The 19,288-nt window shown below is 67.4% G+C and carries 17 protein-coding genes; 3 read left to right on the forward strand and 14 right to left on the reverse strand.

Translation table 11 applies throughout. From position 1 onward, the window contains the following. The first annotated feature begins 96 nt into the window (after window positions 1-96). The 3 genes from LB310_RS00275 (at window position 97) to LB310_RS15300 (ending at window position 2,186) form a co-directional block, all read left to right on the forward strand. Window positions 97-1,140: a DUF559 domain-containing protein gene (locus tag LB310_RS00275; protein ID WP_301153947.1), complete on the forward strand. Its 1,044-nt coding sequence runs from the start codon at window positions 97-99 to the stop codon at window positions 1,138-1,140. A gap of 402 nt (window positions 1,141-1,542) precedes the next feature. Further along, entirely contained in the window at window positions 1,543-1,881 is a 339-nt protein-coding gene (locus tag LB310_RS00280; protein WP_087191135.1) for a hypothetical protein, read from the forward strand. Between the two features lie 59 nt (window positions 1,882-1,940). After that, window positions 1,941-2,186: a toxin-antitoxin system HicB family antitoxin gene (locus tag LB310_RS15300; RefSeq protein WP_367316796.1), complete on the forward strand. Its 246-nt coding sequence runs from the start codon at window positions 1,941-1,943 to the stop codon at window positions 2,184-2,186. Here LB310_RS15300 and LB310_RS00285 read toward each other — a convergent pair. The 14 genes from LB310_RS00285 to LB310_RS00350 all read right to left on the reverse strand — a co-directional run bounded on the left by LB310_RS00285 (window position 2,129) and on the right by LB310_RS00350 (window position 19,217). Further along, a complete protein-coding gene (locus LB310_RS00285; RefSeq protein ID WP_301153949.1) occupies window positions 2,129-2,923 on the reverse strand; it encodes an ABC transporter ATP-binding protein in 795 nt (264 codons plus the stop codon). The genes LB310_RS15300 and LB310_RS00285 overlap by 58 nt on opposite strands. Beyond that, complete coding sequence (locus LB310_RS00290) at window positions 2,907-3,818, reverse strand: ABC transporter permease (protein WP_301153951.1); 912 nt, start codon at window positions 3,816-3,818, stop codon at window positions 2,907-2,909. Before LB310_RS00290 ends, LB310_RS00285 begins: the two co-directional genes overlap by 17 nt. A gap of 4 nt (window positions 3,819-3,822) precedes the next feature. Then, window positions 3,823-4,662: a molybdate ABC transporter substrate-binding protein gene (gene modA, locus LB310_RS00295; RefSeq protein ID WP_301153952.1), complete on the reverse strand. Its 840-nt coding sequence runs from the start codon at window positions 4,660-4,662 to the stop codon at window positions 3,823-3,825. Between the two features lie 255 nt (window positions 4,663-4,917). After that, entirely contained in the window at window positions 4,918-6,639 is a 1,722-nt protein-coding gene (locus LB310_RS00300) for a DUF4179 domain-containing protein (protein WP_301153953.1), read from the reverse strand. Continuing rightward, the gene (locus tag LB310_RS00305) at window positions 6,636-7,226 is read right to left on the reverse strand and encodes an RNA polymerase sigma factor (RefSeq protein WP_301153955.1); all 591 of its coding nucleotides are present in this window, start codon (window positions 7,224-7,226) and stop codon (window positions 6,636-6,638) included. The genes LB310_RS00300 and LB310_RS00305 overlap by 4 nt, the downstream gene beginning before the upstream one ends. A gap of 247 nt (window positions 7,227-7,473) precedes the next feature. Beyond that, window positions 7,474-8,763, reverse strand: coding sequence for an ABC transporter substrate-binding protein (locus LB310_RS00310; protein ID WP_301153957.1), 1,290 nt, complete (start codon window positions 8,761-8,763; stop codon window positions 7,474-7,476). Beyond that, a complete protein-coding gene (locus LB310_RS00315) occupies window positions 8,760-9,650 on the reverse strand; it encodes an ABC transporter ATP-binding protein (RefSeq protein WP_301153958.1) in 891 nt (296 codons plus the stop codon). The genes LB310_RS00310 and LB310_RS00315 overlap by 4 nt, the downstream gene beginning before the upstream one ends. Further along, a complete protein-coding gene (locus tag LB310_RS00320) occupies window positions 9,647-10,837 on the reverse strand; it encodes an iron ABC transporter permease (protein ID WP_301153959.1) in 1,191 nt (396 codons plus the stop codon). Before LB310_RS00320 ends, LB310_RS00315 begins: the two co-directional genes overlap by 4 nt. Beyond that, entirely contained in the window at window positions 10,837-11,739 is a 903-nt protein-coding gene (locus LB310_RS00325) for a hypothetical protein (protein ID WP_301153960.1), read from the reverse strand. The genes LB310_RS00320 and LB310_RS00325 overlap by 1 nt, the downstream gene beginning before the upstream one ends. Further along, a complete protein-coding gene (locus LB310_RS00330) occupies window positions 11,723-12,271 on the reverse strand; it encodes a hypothetical protein (protein ID WP_087191128.1) in 549 nt (182 codons plus the stop codon). The genes LB310_RS00325 and LB310_RS00330 overlap by 17 nt, the downstream gene beginning before the upstream one ends. A gap of 313 nt (window positions 12,272-12,584) precedes the next feature. Next, complete coding sequence (locus LB310_RS00335) at window positions 12,585-13,316, reverse strand: ABC transporter ATP-binding protein (protein WP_301153962.1); 732 nt, start codon at window positions 13,314-13,316, stop codon at window positions 12,585-12,587. 10 nt (window positions 13,317-13,326) lie between these two features. Beyond that, window positions 13,327-16,386, reverse strand: coding sequence for a hypothetical protein (locus LB310_RS00340; RefSeq protein WP_301153964.1), 3,060 nt, complete (start codon window positions 16,384-16,386; stop codon window positions 13,327-13,329). Then, window positions 16,373-17,782 (reverse strand): hypothetical protein, encoded by a 1,410-nt coding sequence (locus LB310_RS00345; protein ID WP_301153965.1) that lies wholly within the window; start codon window positions 17,780-17,782, stop codon window positions 16,373-16,375. Before LB310_RS00345 ends, LB310_RS00340 begins: the two co-directional genes overlap by 14 nt. Window positions 17,783-17,858: 76 nt before the next feature. Beyond that, window positions 17,859-19,217, reverse strand: coding sequence for a hypothetical protein (locus LB310_RS00350; protein ID WP_301153966.1), 1,359 nt, complete (start codon window positions 19,215-19,217; stop codon window positions 17,859-17,861). Between the last annotated feature and the right edge of the window lie 71 nt (window positions 19,218-19,288).

Genomic DNA, 19,288 nt, shown 5'->3' on the forward strand with positions numbered 1-19,288 from the left:
GCTCTTCCCACGTTGACGAGCCCGCTGCGGAAACGATGCGCTCGCTTCCCCACGTCTGCAAGATCCTTCGAGCCCGCGACGAGCTAGGAGGCTTGCATGGCCGCATGCGACCCCATCCCGAAAACCGGTCTCCGCCCCTATGACAGGCGGGAGCGCGCGAAACCGGCGCGCATCTGCTTCGGGCACCTCACCGCCCTGCAAATCCTGCGAGCCGCTCAACCGGGCATGCTGGCGCCCGAGAAGGGCGCGGCTCGCACGCTGCCCGATCACGCCCCGAGAGCTGGGGAGCTGCAGCGAAAGCTCGAACTGCTGGAAACGATGCATGCCGATCTGCGGTTCGAGAAACCCGCCCATGTTCTCGTCGGCAACCCGAACTGCCGAGCATCGCCGACTTGCAAGCCGCATGTGCACGGCAATCCCCTGCCGAGCGGATCGCTCCTGCGCTTGGATCGCGAGACGACCCTCACCGCGCCCGCAACCAGTTTCGTTCACCTGGCGCGACAAGCGAGTGAAACGGCGCTGCTCGAGCTAGGATGGGAGATGTGCGGCTCTTACCAAACCAAACGGACCGGCGCTCGATCCGCCTACCAGGTCGAACCGCTGACAAGCACGCGGGCCCTACGCACCTACGTAACGAAGAACCCCTCGATGGGCGGAGCACGCAAAGTCCAGCGCATCCTACCCTACCTTGCCGACGGATCGGCCTCCGCGCGCGAATCGAAGCTCGCGCTCATCCTCGGGCTGCCCCTGTCACGCGGAGGATACGGACTCGGCATCCCCCTGATGAACTACGAGGTGAGCGCGAACAGCGCGGCGCGCGCGATCTCCGGAAGGAGAAGCTTCCGCTGTGACCTATGCTGGCCTGAAGCCAAACTCGACGTCGAGTACCAGAGCAGAGAGCACCACGAAGGAGAGGTTAGCCGCCTTCGGGATTCGAGAAGGGCTAACGCTCTGGTGGCGATGGGATGGATCGTCATAGGCGTCACCAACGACGAGCTCGACAGCATGCTGGCGACCGACACCATAGCCGCATCCATCCGCAAGCGCCTGGGCAAACGATTGCAGATGAGCTTCCCCGACCATCACGCGCGCAAGCTCAGGCTTAGGAGAGAGCTCGGGCTGCCCGTCGGATTCGACTGAGGGTGGCCGTATCCCCCGCAACGAGCCGCAAAACTTCGTTCGGCTGCTGCAAAATCGCCGATTTCGGCGGCCTCTTCGCCGTGCGGGCCCCCTTTGCAGCCAGAGCCTTGTGCAGGTAAAGCAAAACACCTGGTCGGACAACGGCCAGCGAGGGACGCTATGCCGCTCGTCGCGTCTTTCGCCCGTCAATCTGCCGAAATCGGCGACTTTGCAGCAGCGTCGCGAGCGTCGGCGCGAATTCGAAACGCGGCGCTTGTCTTTGGAGAACCCGCGAACAACACGTTACCGAACGGTGACGAACCTGTCGCCAGCACCCCGCCCCAGGCGCATGGCTCCGTGCTGCCCGTATAATCGCAAGCAACACGCGGCTTCGAGCCGCCACCCACCATAAGCGAGGAGACTATGAGCGACCACAGCCCCATCATCGATGTCAGCCCCGTCGCCAGCGCAAGCGAAGCCGCGCGGAGCGGACGGCCTGCAGGCGGCGACGCGTTCCGCGCGCCGTCGTACGGGAAGAACGCCGCGCAGGCCGCCTCTGTCAACGCTACCATCATCGACGGAGGCCCTGCCTCCGGGAAGAAGAAGCCAAGCCGCATCGGCGGCGCCGTGCAGACGGCCGTCGGCGGCGCGATCATGCTCGTGGGCGTGCCGATGCTCATCCTGCCCGGCCCCGGCCTGCTGGCCATTGGCGGCGGTGCCGTCGTGGCCGCCAAGGGCATCAAGAAAGTGCTCGGCAAGTAGCCGAAGCGAACGCGCGCAAACGAAGCGGGCCCCTCGCCGAGGGGCCCGCTCTTCATGCGTTGCCGCTAGAAGGAAAGCGGTGTGAGCGGGGCGAATGCCCACCGCTCCCGTTCGGCCGACGCTCCTTCTCGGGCAAGTACGCGTTGCGGATGTCATCCGAGCAGCATCGGCGCGTGGCAATAGAAGCCGCCGAGCAAAGGGTTTCCATAACCAGCTGTTGGTGTCGCGTATATAGGCAACTGGCAAATCACCCGGGACTAGCCCCACAGGCAACCGTGCGCGAAACATCGGCAACAATGGACTGACCGAGAGCAGGCCCGTCACCACAGGCGAGGCCCAAGAACGCCCGCACGTCAGGGTCGAGCTCTTCCGGCTCGAAGAGGGCACGGGCTTCCCGCACCGCGCGCAGACGGCCGTCCAGCACCACGCCCACGCGGTCGGCCAGCGTGCGGGCCTCGTTGAAGTCGTGGGTGACGAACACGATGGTGCAGTCGAACCGCGCATGGACGTCGCGCAGCGTGGCGTATAGGCGCTCCTTCGTGGCCGGGTCCAGCGCTGAGAACGGCTCGTCGAGCAGGAGTATCTCCGGCTCCAACACCAAGGCGCGCGCCAACGCCGTACGTTGCGACTCGCCGCCGCTGATGATACCGGGATACCGTTCGGCCAGATGCCCGATTTCGAACAACGAGAGCATGGCCTGCACGCGCTCGTCGCGCTCGCGCGGCGGGCAGCCGTTCATCCGCAGGCCGTAGGCGATATTCTCCCGCACGGTCATATGCGGGAACAGCGCGTAGTCCTGATACAAGATGCCCAGGTGGCGCTGCTGGACAGGCAGCGACTCAACGTCTTTGCCATCCAGAAGGATGCACCCTCCGTCAAGCGGGAACGCGCCCGCTATCGACTCCATGAGGACGGTCTTGCCCGACCCGGTGGATCCCAAGATGGCAAACACCTCGCGTGGCCTAACGGAAAGGCGGGACACCTCGAGCACGAACGATCCTCGCTCCACGCGCAGATCCCGCACCTCAATGCTTCCGGCCATGCCAAGCCCCCTTCCCCGCCGCCTTGCGGCCGGGCCCGACACGGGTCGCCCCCACCGGGCGGTTCAGCAGGTTCGCCACCACGAGCGTCGCCGCCGACAGCAGCAGCATGATCATGGCCGTGGCCATGGCTGTCTCGTTGTTGCCGGTGGAGATGCTCAAATAGATACTTCCCGGCAGCGTCTCGGTCTTCATGCGCGTCACACCCACCAGCATGAGCGTGGCGCCGAACTCCCCCATGCCGCGTGCCCAGGTGAGGACGAACGTGCTGATGAGCGCGTTACGGCACTGCGGCAAAATGATGGTGCGGAACACGTCGCCCGGCGTAGCGCCCAACGTCTTCGCCACGAACTCCATGCGCGGGCTCACGTCGGCGAACGCCGTGCGCACCATGCGGATGGCGAACGGGAGGTTCACGATGAGCTGGGCGAACACGATGCCTGTCGGCTCGAACACCACCGCGAGCCCGGCCTCTTTGAGGGCCTTGCCGAACGGCGACGAGAAGATGAGCAGGAGGGCGAAGCCCAGCAGGATGTAGGGCAGCGAGAGCGTGAGCTCCATGAGCACCTCGGCCACGCGTTTGAACGGCATGTTCGTGCGCGACAGCGCGTAGGCGGTCGGCAGCGCCAGCACCAGGCAGAGCACGGTGGAGATGCTGGACGTGACCACGCTCATCCTAAGCGAGAACAGCACCTCGGCAGAGGTGACGGCCTCGCCGAAATGGGCGATGCCGCCGGCCACGATGGCCACGATGGCGCTGCCAACGAACAACAGCACCACCGTGGCCACGGCCAGGGAAACACCCGAGAACACATCGTGCTTCCGGCCGCGATGCCGCCGCTCGCGGCCCGCCGCGGCGGGCCGAGTACCCACCGCGGCGGCCTCGCGTGCTTCCACGGGGCTACGCTCGCTCGTAGCCGTAAGCGGCCCAGATGTCCCACGCCGCATCGGTCTGAAGGAACTCGTTGAGCGCCTTCACGGCCTCGGCATCCTTGGCACAGGTCAGCTGCGCGGAGGGCACGGTCTTAACGAAGGCGTCCAAATCGGGGGTATCCACGATCTTGACCCCGTCGCCCTTCACGTTCTCCTTCCACACGATGCCCGCGTCGCCTTCGCCATTGGCCAAGGCGGTGGAGATCTGCGGAGCAGTGGTCGTGGTGGTGAGGACGTTCGCCGCCATGAGCGAATCCCACAGGCCTGCCTTCGTCAGGGCGTTCTTGGCTATCTTGCCGATGGGGGTGGACTCGGGGTCGCCCACCAGCACGCGCGAAGCCCCGGACAGATCGGCCAGGCCGGCAACGTTCTGCGGATTGCTGGCGGGCACGGCCAGCACCGGGATGTGCTTCACCAGGTCGGTGCTGGACTCGACGAAGGCCTCGACGGGCTTGAGCTCGTCGGCCGAGCCGGCTATGAAGAAATCGCCCTGCTCGGTGGTGGTGATCTGGGTTTGAATCTGCGCAGCGTTGGCAAATGTGACGTTCACGGTACAGCCCGTCTCGGCCTGGAACGCATCGGCGATCTTCTGGAACGGGTCGGTCATGCCGGCCCCGCAGTAGACGTCGAGCGTCTTGCCATCGAGCGGCTTCCCAGCCGCCGGTTCGGGCTGACCATCAGCCTCTTCCTGTGCGGGCGACGAGCACCCTACGAGCATGCCGACCGCCAGCACGGCGCACAGGCATACGGCGAGCGAGAGCGCTCCCGCAAACCTCGGGCGGCAATGACTCTTCGATCTTGAATTCATGAGACCCTCCTCGACTTTCCTTTGTCAATCCTCGACGGTCCAGGACCGAATTATTCCAATTTTATGATATTTCTAATTGGAAGTATATATATTTGAGGCTAATATATTTACTCAAGGATAAGAAGGGCCTTCGGAGAGACAAGTGGAAGAGAATTATGCGCCACCCGAAAAACGAGCGGTTCGCGCCAAGGATACAACCCAAGGGGGAACGGGGCTGTATCGAATGCGATGCAGCCCCGTTCTCATGGTTCGCCGCTAGAAGGAAAGCGTCTGCGACGCGTCAGATTCCTCGCGATACCCGCCGAACGATGCCTGGTACTCGTACTCCGTCAATCCGCGCAGCTCCTCGTCGCTGGCCGCGTAGTAGGAGGTGATCAGCAGCAGCTCGCCAGTCTGGTAATCGTGTTTCTGGTACCCGACCGCCGTGTGGTAGCCCCAGTACTTCTCCCCGGTCTCCTCGTCGTACCATTCCTCGTACAGCGGCGTCGGCTGCTGCGTGGGCCGCATGCCTGCCGCGCCGCCGAGCGATGCCTGCCATCCATAAGGCTTGAGAGAGATGCTCACTGTGCCGTCCGCCACATCCCAGCCCGTCAGCTCGTAGCCGCCGTATTCGCTCGTCTCCAGCTTGGTCCCGATCTGCGAGACGTCCACCGTGCGCTCGTTCTGCTCGTTGATCGCTGCGCGCTGCTCGTCCGTCATCGACTCCCAATCGGCCGCGTGCATCATCGGCGTGAACGTGACGCTGGTCGCATCGGGTGACAAGCCCGCCAGCTCCACCACATACGCACCGGCCGGATCGATCCCCGTTCCGTCGCCCGCGCCCACCGGGGTCAGCACGTTGCCTAGGTCGTCGGCGATCTTCAGCATGGACGGCGTGATGGAGCCTTCAGCCACGTTATAGATGGGACGGCCGCTTTCCTCGATTGTTTCGATCTCATCGTTGCGCACCACCATCACGCATCCCAGCTCGGAGGCCGTGAAGCGCTCGATACCCATGGTCTTCTCGCCCTCGCTCGTGGCGAACGTGAGATCCTGCGAGCCCAGCTCGCGCGGCTGGGCCACCGTGCCGAGGTCGAGGCCGAAGTCGAAGGTGAAGGGCTCGTCGCCTTCCTCGTAGGGCCTCCAAGTCGCCCACCCTTCCAGCTCGACGTCCACCTGGTCGGGTAGCGTCGCCTCCGGCACGATGCGCTGCATGACCTTCACCTTGCCGTCCTCCTTGTAGGCATCCAAAAGGTAGACGGAATCGCTGCCGATCGACTTGCCGTTGCTCGCGAGGCGATAGGTGAAGCGCGGCGACAGCCTTTGCAGGCGATCCCACTCGCTCTCCTGCGAGCCCTCGTAGCTCGCCTGCTCGGTCAGGTCGAAGCCGCCCTCCTTCTCCAGCGTGAAGAACAGGTTCACGATGTTGCGGTCGGACGACACGGAGTCGAGCGTCACCTTCACGCCGTCGACCTCCACCGTCTGCCCCACGTCGGCGCTCAAGCTGGACACGCCCTCTTGCAGGCTCCCGTAGATCGGCAGGTTCTTGCCGCTGTCGAAGAACGGCGCGTCGCCCGGCTGCATCTGCACGAGGCGCGAGGCCGCGAAGGCCGTGCCGCACAGCAGCACCACGAGCACGGCGGCCACCGCGATGACCACGCCGCGGCGCGCGACGCGGGTGCCGCGCTTCCCCCCCTGCGCGCCCGCTTGGCCGGCACGGCGCACGGGCGCGGAGCGCGGGGTGGGCGCCGCATGGATGGGCGGCGTGCGCCTGCCCGCGTCGGAGACGCTCGGCGAGGCGCCCGCCGTCGCCACCGGCGCAGCGCACGGCCGCTCCTGGGGCTCGGACTTGAGCCGGGCGTAGGCTTCCTCGATTTTCACCTGGGCTTTCGCCGGGATACGCCGAGTGCCGTACGCCCGCTGCAACGCGCTTCTCAGCTCATCGTCAATCAGGGCCTCGGGCCCGCCGCCGCCCTGCCCGCTATTGAAATCGCTCATGCTACTTCAACCTCCTTGTTCCTCGTTTCGCGGTAAAGCGCTTTGAACCGGTCGCGCGCCCGGGACAGGCGCGTGCACACCGCGCCTTCGGAAAGGTCGAGGGCCAAGGCGATCTGGCTCACGGGATAGTCGTCCAGGTAGAAGAGCGCGAGCACCCAGCGGTCATCGGCCGGAAGGCGGCCCATGGCGCCGCGCACGTCCAGCACCAGGTCGCGATCGGGCTCGAGCGGGGCTTCAAGATTCCGCCCCTCCCCCGCGCCGCTGGGCGCATCCGCCGACGGAGGGCCGGGCGAGCCTTCTCCCGAGCCGTCCATGACGCACGGTATCTCGCGCAGCCGCTTGCGCTGGATGTCGTAGCACGCGCGCAGCAGGATGCGCATGAGCCACGTTCCCACCGCGCTTCTGCCCTCGAAGCGCGGGATGGCCCGCCAAGCCTTCATAACCGTTTCCTGCAGCGCGTCGGCCGCATCGTCGGGGCTGTCCAGCACCGCCAATGCGGCCTTCCAAAGGTCCAGCTTGTGCTGTTCGAGCAGCTGGATGAAGGCGCTGTCGTCCCCCTGCTGGGCGCGTTGTACGAGTTCGTTCACGCAGGAGCCTCCTTCTTTCGTCGACACCCATTAGACGCGCCGGAAGGGGGAAAGGTTACGGGGGATTTCGAAAAACCTCGAAACCGGCTTTGCTCGGCGAAAAGCGGAAGTGGAGAGGCCGAAGGCGATCGGGCACTCGTCGCGAAGGTGGCCGCATTCCCCAGACCGCCCCCTGCGGACGACGATCAGGGGGCAGCACTAGGGAAGATGGCCGGGTGGTTGCACCCCGTCGGCGGCTTCGGGGCCCTCAGCGTTTCTGGCCGGTGGCGCTGTCGATGCCGGCGGCGCCGAGGAGCTGGTCGAGGGTGTACTCGTCGAAATCGTCGTAGCGGTAGAACACGCGGTAGAACTCGACGGTCTCGTCGCGCAAGTTGATGTCGGCGGCATAGGCGGGGTAGAGGACCTTGAGCACCCACAGGCAGCCAAGCACGCGGGCGGCCGAGGGCGGGCGGCCGAACCACGAGAACGGTGACTGGGGAATGCGGTATATCTCCCCCGCCTTCACGCAGGGCACGTTGCTCCAGTGCGCGTCCTGCCGGATGGCGCCGTAGATATCGGAGCTTTCCGAATCGCTCATGTTGAACTCGGCAACGAGCACGGCGTCGGGGTTCCACGTGATGACCTGCTCCAGGTTCACGGAGGGCATGCCCATGCCCTTGCCCTCCGTGCCGGGCATGTCGGCCACGTTGCCGGTGTTGACGAGATCCAGCGCGTCGGTGACGTGCATGGATCCCACCGGATCGGTGGTGAGGCCGTCGTTGCCCTGCGCGATGAAGACGGACTTGCGCTCCTCCTCGGGAATGCTGGCGGCGACGCGCTCGATGACGGCGAGCTTCCGCTCGCAGAACGCGGCCAGCTCCTCGCCGCGCTCTGCGCAGCCGACGAGGTCGCCCACAAAGCGGAACATATCGGGCGCGTGGCGCACGTCGTAGTCCACCAGCACCACGGGAAGGCCGGTCTCGTCGCGGATGTCGTCGGCCATGTCGCCGCCCACGTCATCGGCCGTCCAGTAGCACAGCAGCACGTCGGGATCCTGCGCGGCGATCTCCTCCGCGTTGGGCACTGAGCCCGCCCCCATCCACACGCCGAGCGACGGCAGCGCGAAGTACTCGTCGGGGATGTACTTCTTGTTGTCACCGGCCGGGCGGAAGTTCCAGCCCGCCAGCTTCTCGGGAGCGAGCGCGAACAGGTCCACCGTGCCGATGGGGTTCGTGCAGAAAACGCGGTCGATCTGCTCGGGCACCATGACGCCGCGACTGCCCATGTCGGTGATGTTGGCGAGGTTGCCCTGCGCGAAGCCGGCGTCTGCGCAGCCGGAGAGCAGGCCCCCCGCTGCCGCGCTGGCCGCGGCAGCGGCCGCCCAGCCGAGGAAGCTCCGACGGCTCAGGGCACGCGCAGGGCGTACGGGGCGGGCCGCCTGCGCGGCGCGCGAAGGATGCGCGTATTGGTCGGATTGCGCAGGCTGCGCGGCGTGCTTGGAATGCGCAGGCCGATCGGGCTGCGCGGGCCGCAAAGGCCGCAGTTGCCAGTTCTTCATAGGACGATCCTCTCGCTTTCCAGAAACGGCGTGCAGGCCGTTCCCGTTTTTCCCCGGGGGCCGCGCACTTCCCCCACGCCCACCTCGATACCGTAGAGCGAACCCAGCGCCTCGGCCGTGAGCACCTCGCGCGCCGCGCCCGCGCGAACGCCGGAACCGCGGCCCACGCACACCACGTCGCTGCCCAGCAGAAACGCGTGGTTCGGATCGTGGGAGGTGATGACCACGGCGAGCCCGCGCTCAACGAGCGCGAGGATGCGCCGGAGCACGACGACCTGGTTGCCCAGGTCGAGGTTCGCACAGGGCTCGTCCATGACCAGCAGGCGCGGCTGCTGCGCGAGCGCACGGGCAACGAGCACCATCTGGCGCTCTCCGCCCGAGAGCGTGGTGCAGTCGCGGTCTGCCAGCGCCGCCAGGCCCAGCTCCTCGATGGCGGCGTCCGCGATGCGCTCATCGTCGCGGCGGGGGCCGGCGAAGCCGTCGAGCGACGGCGTGCGGCCCATGAGCACCATCTCGCGCACGGTGAAGCCGAACGCCGACTCGTGCGTCTGCGGCACGTAGGCCACCGAGCGCGCGTAGCGCCTGCGCGTCCAGCCGCGCGCATCCTCGCCCTCGATGAGCACGTCGCCGGCAAGGCGCGGCAGGAAGCCCAGGATGGTTTTGAACAGCGTGGTCTTCCCCACGCCGTTGGGGCCCAGAAGCACGAGCGCGCGGCCGCGGGCGAGTGCGAACGACACGTCGTCGAGCACGGGGATGCCCCCGTATCCGCAGGCCAGATGGCTCACCTCGAGGGCCGGGACGCCGGAGGCCGCAACGGGTGCGGGCGGGGACGGCGCGCTTGCGGGCGGGGCGGCGGGGGCGGCCCCCGCGGCGGCGGGGGCGCTCACAGCGCCTTCCTCTGCCGGCAGATAAGGTACACGAACAGCGGGGCGCCCAGGATGGCCGTGAGGATGGACAGCGGTATCTCGGTGGTGTAGACGCTGCGGCACACGTCGTCCACGAGCATGAGGAACGCGCCGCCCAGCAGCATGGACGCCGGCACGAGCACACGGTGGTCCGACCCCACGAGGAAGCGCGCCAGGTGCGGCACGATGAGGCCCACCCAGCCCACCATGCCCGCCACGGCCACCGAGGCCGAGGTGAGCAGCGTGGCGCAGCCGATGACGGCCAGGCGCGTGCGCTTCACGTTCACGCCGAGCGACAGCGCCTCCTCGTCGCCCAGCGCCATGACGTTCAGCCGCCAGCGCAGCACCATGATGCCCACCGCACCCACCGCGAACGCGGCCAACAGGCCCACGAGGTCGCCCTCGCGCACGGACGACAGGCCTCCCATGAGCCAGAACGTGATCTCGGGCAGCTGGGAGTTCGGGTCGGCCAAGAACTTCACCGCCGACGTGAACGCCTGGAAGAGGTTCCCCACCACCAGGCCCGACAGCACGAGCACCAGCACGCCGCCCATGCGCCGGCCGATGACGCTGGAAAGACCGTAGCTCACGAGAACGGCCGCCACGCCCGCGACGAACGCGGCCGCCTCCACGCCCACGCTGCCGAACGACAGCAGGATGCCGAGCGCCGCCCCGAAGCACGCGCCGGCGGAGGCGCCCAGCAGGTCGGGCGACACCATGGGGTTCTTGAAGATGCCCTGGAACGCGCAGCCCGCGCCAGAGAGCGCGGCCCCCACCACGAGGGCCGCCAGCACGCGGGGCAGGCGGATGGTGAGGAACACGTTGGCATCGGCCGCGGACGCATCGGCCGCGCCGGAGAACGGGGCCGCCACGAACGCGAGCATCTGGCCGAAGTCCATATCGTAGCGCCCAAGCGTGAGGGAGAACAAGAAGCTGGCCGCCACGAGCACCGTGAGCGCCGCGAGCACAAGCACCTTGCGGCGACGCACGGCCGGCGCGCCATCGGCGGCGCGGCGCACGCGCTCGGCCGGCCGAGCAGGGGCGTCGGCTGCTGTGCGGCCGGAGGATTCCGGGCGGGGGCCGTCAGCCACGGCGGGGGAGCCCGCAGCGGCGGGCGGCGCCCCGACCGCGGCGACACCGTCGGCGCCGACCAAGGGCCCGCCGGCCATCAGACGCCCTCCCCCGTGCCTTGGGACGCATCGTACGTCCCGCCCTCGACGCCCACGCCTTCCACGACCACGGGGTCGAGGACCTGGCCGTCCTGTACGGCGGAAGCCGTCAGCGTGACCGTGTCGCCCGCCGCCTTGGCGACGATGCCCAGTCCCGACGCCTCGCCCACCACCTTCGCCAAGTTGGCCGCGCAGTCCTCGGCGGAAGCGTCGGCGAACGCATGGTTGTGCTTCAGCAGCTTCGTGGCGCCCCCGTCGGGCGAGAACCACGTGATGGCCCGCACGAGGGCCGGGGACGTCACCCGGAACACCGTCTGGGCGGGCAGGTCGTCCGCCGCGGAGCCGGCGCGCGCCTCCACCACCTCGATGGCCAGGCCGCTGGGCAGCGTGCCCTCAACCGCCCCGTCGAGCACGGCGCACGAGCCGGACGCCCCCGTGACGGACGGCAGCGCGCCGTCCGCCCGCTTCGCCGCCACGGAGAACCCGCTCTGGTACAGCGCGAAGAACGTGCCCTTGCCACCCGCGGTGCTGGCACTGGACGCGGGATGCAGAACGAACGTGACACCGTCGGACGAGCCGCGCACGTCGAGCGCCACGGCGCTGCCGTCGAGCGGGCTGCCGTTGAGCAGCACCTCGAAATCGTCCGCGGCGTTCGCCGCCACCGACACGCCCTGGTCGAACACGAGCCGAACCTCCACGCTCTGCGTCGCCTCCGTCATACTGCTCGACGCCGACAGCCGCACGTCGGCCAGGCGCGGCGAGTCGCTCGCCCCCTGCGCCTGCCCGCAGCCCGCCAGCGCGCAGAGCGCGCACAGTGCGAGCGCGGCCGCCAGCGCGCGCGTGAGCGACGACCTGCACCCGGCAGGCTGGCGAAGGGCCTCGCCCTTACGATTTATCCGCATGTTGCCTTCCCCTTCTCCTCATTGCATGGCGCACGGCCAGCACGACGGCCGCCATCAGCGCAAGCGCCAGCAGGCAGGCGCCCAGGAGCGCGGCGTCGGCCAGCGTCGGGCCGCCCACGGTCACGGTCAGCTGCGCTGCGGCGTCGGCGTGGTACTTGAGCGACGCCGTGCACGTGACGGTAGCGGTGCCGGCGGACACGGGCACGAGCCACGTGCGGCCCGCCGCCTCCGCCACGCGCACCACGCCCTCGTTCGAAGACGCGTAGGCCAGCGTCGGGGCAAGCGTCTCCAACCCGTTGCACGAGCACCCGCCCCACGCGTCTGCCGAGCCGCACAGGCACGGCTCGATGCCGCACATCCAATCCATGCCGCAGTCAATACCAGCCTCGATGGACGCAGGGTCACACACCGCCGAGAGCGCCAGCGGACAGAACCGCGCCACGGCAAGCTGCCCCGTCCCGTCCTCCACGGCCGTCGAAGACTCCACGCCGAACGCCCCGGCGCTCACCTGCTGCACCGCCACGGGTTCCACGATGCGATCTTCTGTGGAGGCGAGCCCTAACGCCGGAGGAACGCCGGCAAAACAGGCGACAAGCATAAGAGCGGTAATCGCAACAGTCATCCAAACGCACGCCCTTCGCCCAAAGCAAGCGCCGAAGGCGCGCCACCGCCCTCCCCCCTCGTCCAGCCGACAAAGCGAGTCGACCGCCGGGGCGGAGGGGCGGGACGCCTCGCCGCGAGATTCCGCACGAGCCGAAGCGTCCTGCGGACGCTTCGTGCGAGCCCAGGACTGCCCGAGCGGCGAGGCGTCCCGCCCCTCCGCCCCGGCCAGGTTAACGCGATTTTCAAGCGAAAATACCATGGATATCCTCTGCCTTGTTCCCGCCCTCTGACAGGAATATCTCCTCCAGCGACGACCCCGGGTACTGTTCGTGCACGTCGGCGACGCTGCCGTCGAACGTCAGGCGGCATCCTTTTATCATGCCCAGGTGGTCGGCCGCGTCCTCCAGCTCGCGCAGGTTGTGCGACGATAGGATGACCGATGCGCCGCGCTCGTGCGCGTACGTTTTCAGCAGCCGTTTCAGCAGGATGCGCTTGCCTAGGTCTAGGCCGTCGAAGCTCTCGTCCAGCAGCATAGTCTTCACCCCGGTGGCGAAGCCCAGCAGGATGCCCAGCTGGCGCTGCATGCCCTTCGAGAAGCCCGTAACCTTCGCCATGGGGTCCAGGCCGAACAGGGCCAGCATGCGCTCGTAGACATCGTCCGACCAGTGCGGATAGTAGCCGCGGTAGAACGAGCGCATGGTCTCGGGCGTTGCCTGTGGCAGGAAGTACGGCTCGTCGGCCACGATGAACAGCGAGTCGTGGCTCACCCGGTCGCTGTGCATGGGCACGCCGTCGATGTGCACTTCGCCGGCATCAGGCTTGTACACGCCGGCGATGATCTTCAACAGCGTGGTTTTGCCGGCGCCGTTGTAACCCACCAGGCCGTACACCATGCCGTCGGCCACCGTGAGCGTGATGTCCTCGAGCGCGGTGAAGGCCCCGAAGCGCTTCGATACGCCCTCCGCTTCGATCATGCAATCCCCCTTACAGATACGACGGCGCGAGTTCGGCCGGCAGGTAGAAGTACACGTACGCCTCGATGCCACGCAGCTTCGCCTGCACGAGGTAACCGCCGGTCATGTAGCAGCCCATGCGCAGGTTCGGCATGACTTCGGCAATCTTGCTCTGCTCGTCGACCACCTTGAGGGCGCCGTAATCCTGCGTGATCCAATACTGGCCGGCCGTCTCGGAGCGGTAGGCCATGAAGTAGCGGCTCACCGGCTGCGTAACCTTGTTGATGGACGCATAGGGGTCGTCGAGTTGGAACGTGAGCGACTCAATGACCCTTGCATCCAGCTGGCCGCCCAAAGCATCGATGAGGCCCTTGTTCTCAAGCCATGCCATGGTCTCGGTCCAGTCGTCCGTGACGTAGGTGACGGCGTTGCTGAACGAGTAACCGAACGACGCCACGTCTAGCTCGGGCGACAGCGTGAACATGAGCGCGGCGCGCGCCGGCTTGGCCGGCAGGTAGCGCTCGTTCGCGTTCGTGTTCGCTAGGTCGTGCGACAAGGCGGTAAGCAGCGCGGCGCGTTCCTCGTCGGTGCATTCCACCTGCATGATGCGGTTGAGCGCGCCATCGCCCAGATAGATCGAGCCGGTGCGGTAGGCGTTGTACGAGGGCGACTTGGAAAGCGCCGTGCGCTCTTCATCGGTGAGGCCATCCGTGTCGCCGGTGATGACGGCGTTCTCCAGCTCGTGGGTGTGCTCGTCGTTGTCCAAAGCCAGCAGCGCGGACAGTTCGCCCACGGTGGCCTGGCGGTAATAGCGCACCACTTCGCCGCCGTCCTTCATGCGGTAGCGAAGCACCACGTCGTAGGGCACGATCGAGCTTTGAAAGTCCGTATAATCGGTCTCGCGCACCTGAGTCGCCGAATCGACGAGCTGACCGTGCAGCGAGCGCACGATGTCGATGGACGACGCCTGGCTATAGCTGCGGTACGACGTGTAGTAGTAGGACGAGCCGCTCGCCACGCCCGAGAAGCCTTGCGTGAGGTAGCTGGGTGAGCCGTTGTACGACACCTCCACGCTCTCCACGTCGTCGGAGGCCGGAATGAAGCCCGCGTACCCGAAGGCGCCGCCGGCCACGACCGCGACTACGGCCGCCATGGCCACGAGCTCGCCGCCCACGCACGCGAGCGTCGTCCTCCGGGGCGTGCGACCGCGCAAAGGGCCGAACAGCAGCATGAGCGACACGAGCACGAACAGCGCTGCACCCACGACGAGCGCCACCGCCACGTCCACCGATCCCAACAGAGACACGGCGGCAGCGAAGGCAGCCAAGCCGAGCACGCCCACGGAGAACAGCGAGAACACGGGAGCCTTGCCGGCCATCTCGGCCTGCTCGCCGCGGCGGCGGCAGAGCGCCGCCAGCCCGAGCGCCGAGAGCGCCAGAAAGGCCGCGAGCCAACCGATGATGAGCGACCACGAACCGAACTCCGGGTAGTACACGGGATGCAGCGCCATGAAGAACTGGTGCGTGCCACCCGCGTCGGAGAAGAACAGCAGCGGGTTCAGGTACGACAGCTGCGACAAAAACGACGGCGCCACCTCCACCGCCTGCCCATAGAGCGCCGCCCCCGCGACGTTGCCCACCAGCAGGTAGTCGGCCAGCACGCCCACGCCCCACAGCACGACGCTCACACTAGCCAGCAACGCCACGCCGAACGTGCACGTCTCGAACAGCGTGCCGGCGCAAACGACGGCGATGCCCGCCAGCGCGAACGACACGAGCGCCACCGTGATGTAGCCGCAGGTGACATAGAAGAACTCATGAATCTCGCCGTCGTAGAGCCCAAGCGCCAGGTGGTTTAGCAACAGAGAAACCGCGAACGGCAGGGCGATGCCCACCACGATGCACAGGGCGCCAGCAAGATAGCGCGAGAAGAACAGCTTCACGCGCGAGAGCCCCACCGAGAAGAACGCCGTGGTGGCGCGCTTCACCAGCAGAAACCGGAACAGCACCACAGCCAGCACGGCGCCGAACAGCACGCACGCCGCGTTGACCACAGGTGCGAGCTCCTGCGCGTAGAACTGGAACTTCAGCTGCTCGTGCGTGTAGTTCACGTTGAACACCGAGATGTCGTTCACCACCGAGGTGGACACGGGTACGAGCACCGCGAACAGCGCGAGCGCGGCCACGAGCACCGGCGCCGCTTGGCGCAGCGAGAACAGGAAGTCGTGCGCGAACGGACGGCGGCGCCCCGCGCGCCGACGGCGCCCGCGAGGGGACTTCGCGTACTTCTCGGATCGGAGCTTGGCGCGCCAGGTCAAGGGAAACTCCTCCTTCAATTCCTCGCCGCGCGCCTTCCAGGCGCGGCGCTCGGCCAGCTTGCGGCGCACAAGGCGCACGACAAGCCGCACGAGGAAGAACAGGCCCACGAGGATGCCCGCCGCCAGCAGGCAGGCCGCCGCGATGAGCAACGCGTCCACCACGCCGAACGGCGCCACCTCCACGTCGAACGTGTAGCTGGCGCTGCGGTAGTGCACGAGGTCGGCAGTGATCTGCACGGTAGCCGTGCCGGCCCCGACGGGCACGATCCACGTCTGGCCGAACGCCTGCACGACCTGCGCCACGTTGGCGTCGCTCGTGGATATGGTCACGGTGGGCGCGGTTTCGCGGAAGCCACCGCATGCGCAGTGGCCCCATGCGTCAGGCTTGCCGCAGGTGCAGGGGTCGTATCCGCACACCTCGTCCATGTGACACTCGATGCCCGTGCTGATGGACGAGGGCGTGGTGTTCACGGACAGCAGGTTCGGGAAGATGGCGCCCACGCCCTCGGTGGGCAGGCTGCCCTCACCCTCGGCTGCGCGGCTCTCGCCGGTGAGGCGGAAGAGCTTCGGCATGAGGCCGAGCTGCTCCGCGTCCGGATCGTCGATGGGCGTCGCGGCGGCGCTGGCGGCGGTTTGCGCGGCGGCATCGGCGGCCATGTCGCCGGACGACCCGGAGTTGCCCATGTTATCCATCGTCGCGAACGCGGAGGCGGGCGTGCTCAAGGCTAGCGCGACAACGACCGCCAGAGCGGCTAGCAGCCTATTCGTCCGCATCGGCTGGCGCCTTCCCCTCTTCGGGCGTCACTTCCGCCTCCCCCGTCACCGGTTCGCCAATCGTTGCAGCAGCCTTGCGGCGCCGAACAAGCACGACAGCGATAATCGCGAGAATTGCCACAGCCACGATACCCACGGCCGCCGGCACGATCCAGCCATTGGCCCTCTCATCGGCAATGTTGTCCTGCTTGCTCACAGAAACGGCACCCGGAGTGTTTGTCTCCTCCAACTCATAGGAGGCAAGGTTGTCGGTGGAAAGGGCACGTGCGGGTGGCGCGCTCGTCAGCGAGAACGAGGCGTAGCCAGCCTCGACCGGGGTGTCGGCCGCGGCCTGCTCGAATGCGCAGCGCTGCTCGTCGAAGTCGTACACGTCGACCGTGGAGCCGTCGCCGTAGGCCGCGTCCACGTTCACGTAGACCACGGCCTCGCCCGGCAGGTCGCCGGTCTGGGCGAACTCGAGCACGATGCCGTCCTTCGCCTGCCTCATGACGTTGGACACGTTGCCGGTGCCCAGCTTCGACACGGTGATCGTCGGGTCGAACGGGCGCGTTGCCGCATCGTCCGCCAGCTTGTCGCCCGTGAACGTCCACGAGTAGTCGGGCCGCTCGGAGGAGGTGCCCGACCAAAACACGACCTGGTCGTCGGTGCCCACGATCTTCGCCAACGTGGCGGGGGCGTCGAGGTAGCCGTTGCATTCCGCCAGAATGACCTTGCCGCCCTCCATCTCCAGCACCTGCTCGTTCGCGCCGTCGTCGCGCGATTCCAGCGGCGTCGCCGCCTGCGGGATGCCGGCCGCGTTCGGCGTCGAGCTGGGAGCCGAGGAGTCGGGGGCCGAAGACGGGCTCTCGGGTGCACTGGTGCTAGAACCGCCCGTCGATCCGCCCGAATCTGTCCCGCTCGCATCGGATGCAGGCGGCGCGCTCACGTCGACTTGGATGGAAGCGGCCCCGTCCGTATACTGCCGCAGCGAGGCACCCACGGTGATGGTGGCCGACCCAACCCCGTTCGCCGTGATAACGAGCGTCGATCCGTTCAGGTACGCCGAAGCCACCCCGCTGTTGCTGGATGAGGCGTAGGCCGAGGGGTAGTAGGTGGAGTACTGACGCCCCATGCAGGTGCACTGGCCATTCGCGTCGAAACAGGAATACCCCGCTGCAACCGATTCATCGGTATCGCACACTTGGGGGCATTTGGCCATGCCGCAACCGAGCGTCTGGTCGGACGAGGCGGGGCTGATAGACACGCTCACCGACGTGGAGGCTCCCAGCTGCAGGCTCGCGTACGAGCTGCCCAGCGACACGTCCACCGTGCCGAAACTGAAGTAGGCCGCCGCCTTGGTCGCGGGAATAAGGCACGCCACGAGTGCGAGGACGAGGGCGCACGCGAAGAGCGCCATGGGCGCACGCCATGAGCGGACTGCGCCTGCACCAGAAGCGGCTGCGTCCCTACCAAATCGATGGTTTCCCATGATGCTACTCCTCCTCGTTACCTTTGCTCTCACTCTTCGTCAGCGGCTTCGGGGGAGCTCCCGCGCTCTTGCCCTTGCGCTGGGTCATGATGATGACGATGGCGGCTGCCGCAGCCGCCACCACGATAGCGCCGATGGCGATGGGCACGACCGGAGCCATGGCGGCGCTCGACGCATCGCAGCACGATGCGCCGTCGGCCATGGCCGCCGCGGCGGGGGTCGGATCGCAGCAGCTGCCGCCCTGCTGGGCGGAAGCTGCGCCGCCCACGACGATGTCCTTGGCCTCCGTCGTAAGATCGCGCGACGACACGACGTAGGTCTTGCCCTCCTGCACCGTGAACGTGGCGTAGCCGCCCACCATGGCGGCGGGCGCCTCCTCCCGCACGAACGCCTTCGCCCCGCCGTCGTACGAGAACAGCGCCACGGAGTCGTCGTCGGAGAGCGCCGTTTTGGCCTGGGCGTACACAGTTGCGGGGGCGGGCAGCGCGCCCTTCTGGGCGAAGTCGACCGCCACGAAGCCCTGCACGCCGGAAAGCGGCTGGTTCAGCACGCCCTCGGCCTCGGTGGACACCGCCAAGTTCACGTCGAAGGGCTGCACGGCGGAGGCGTCGTAGGTGGTGCCGTTGAAGGTGAGCGAGTAGTTCGGGTGGTAGTAGGTGTCGCCCTCCCAAAACGTCACGTCGCCGTCGATGCCCGCCATCTCGGCGAGCCGAGCCGCCGCGTCGCAGGCGTCGTTGATGCGCACGTTGCGCACGGGACGGCCCATGACCGTCTTATCCACGATGTCGGCCTTGTCCTCCTGAACGGCGGCGGCCGTCTCGGGCACGTCCACGAAAGCGGCCGAGCCCGCCTGCGCGCCGGCGGCCGTGCCGGACACCGTCACCTTGAGCGTATCCTCGGCATCGGTGAACTGGCGCAGCGAGGCACGCACCGTGATGGTTGCCTCGCCCTCGGACTTTCCGTACACGGTGAGCGCGCCGCCGCTGTAGGTGGCCACGGCCACGCTCGCGTTGCTGGACGACGCCACGGCCGTAGGATAGTACGTCTTATAGTCGGGACCGGAGCAGCGGCACTGCCCGTTCTCGTCGGCGCAGGTGTCCGAGCACCCCTGCGGGCATTTCGGCATGCCGCATCCCTCGGTCTGGTCGTCCGAAGCCGGCGTGATGGCCACGGTCACGCTCGCCGTCGCCCCCGCCTGCACCTCGACGCCCGTGGTTCCCAAAGCAACCGACACGCTCCCCCGGTTGTAATAGGCGAGCGCCTGTGTTGGCAGCAGGGCCAGAACGAGGGCGATCGTCAACGCGAGGCCGAGCAAAGCCCGCCGCGCGCCGTCCGTTTTTATGACGGTTGTTTTCGAAACCACGTGGCTCCCCCCTTGGTAGCGTTCTCTCCATGCCCGGCCGAAGCCGGAACCTGCCCCCTCGCACAGGGCGA

This window comes from Gordonibacter sp. RACS_AR49 (genome assembly GCF_030418435.1).
In the GTDB taxonomy this organism is placed as follows: domain Bacteria; phylum Actinomycetota; class Coriobacteriia; order Coriobacteriales; family Eggerthellaceae; genus Gordonibacter; species Gordonibacter urolithinfaciens.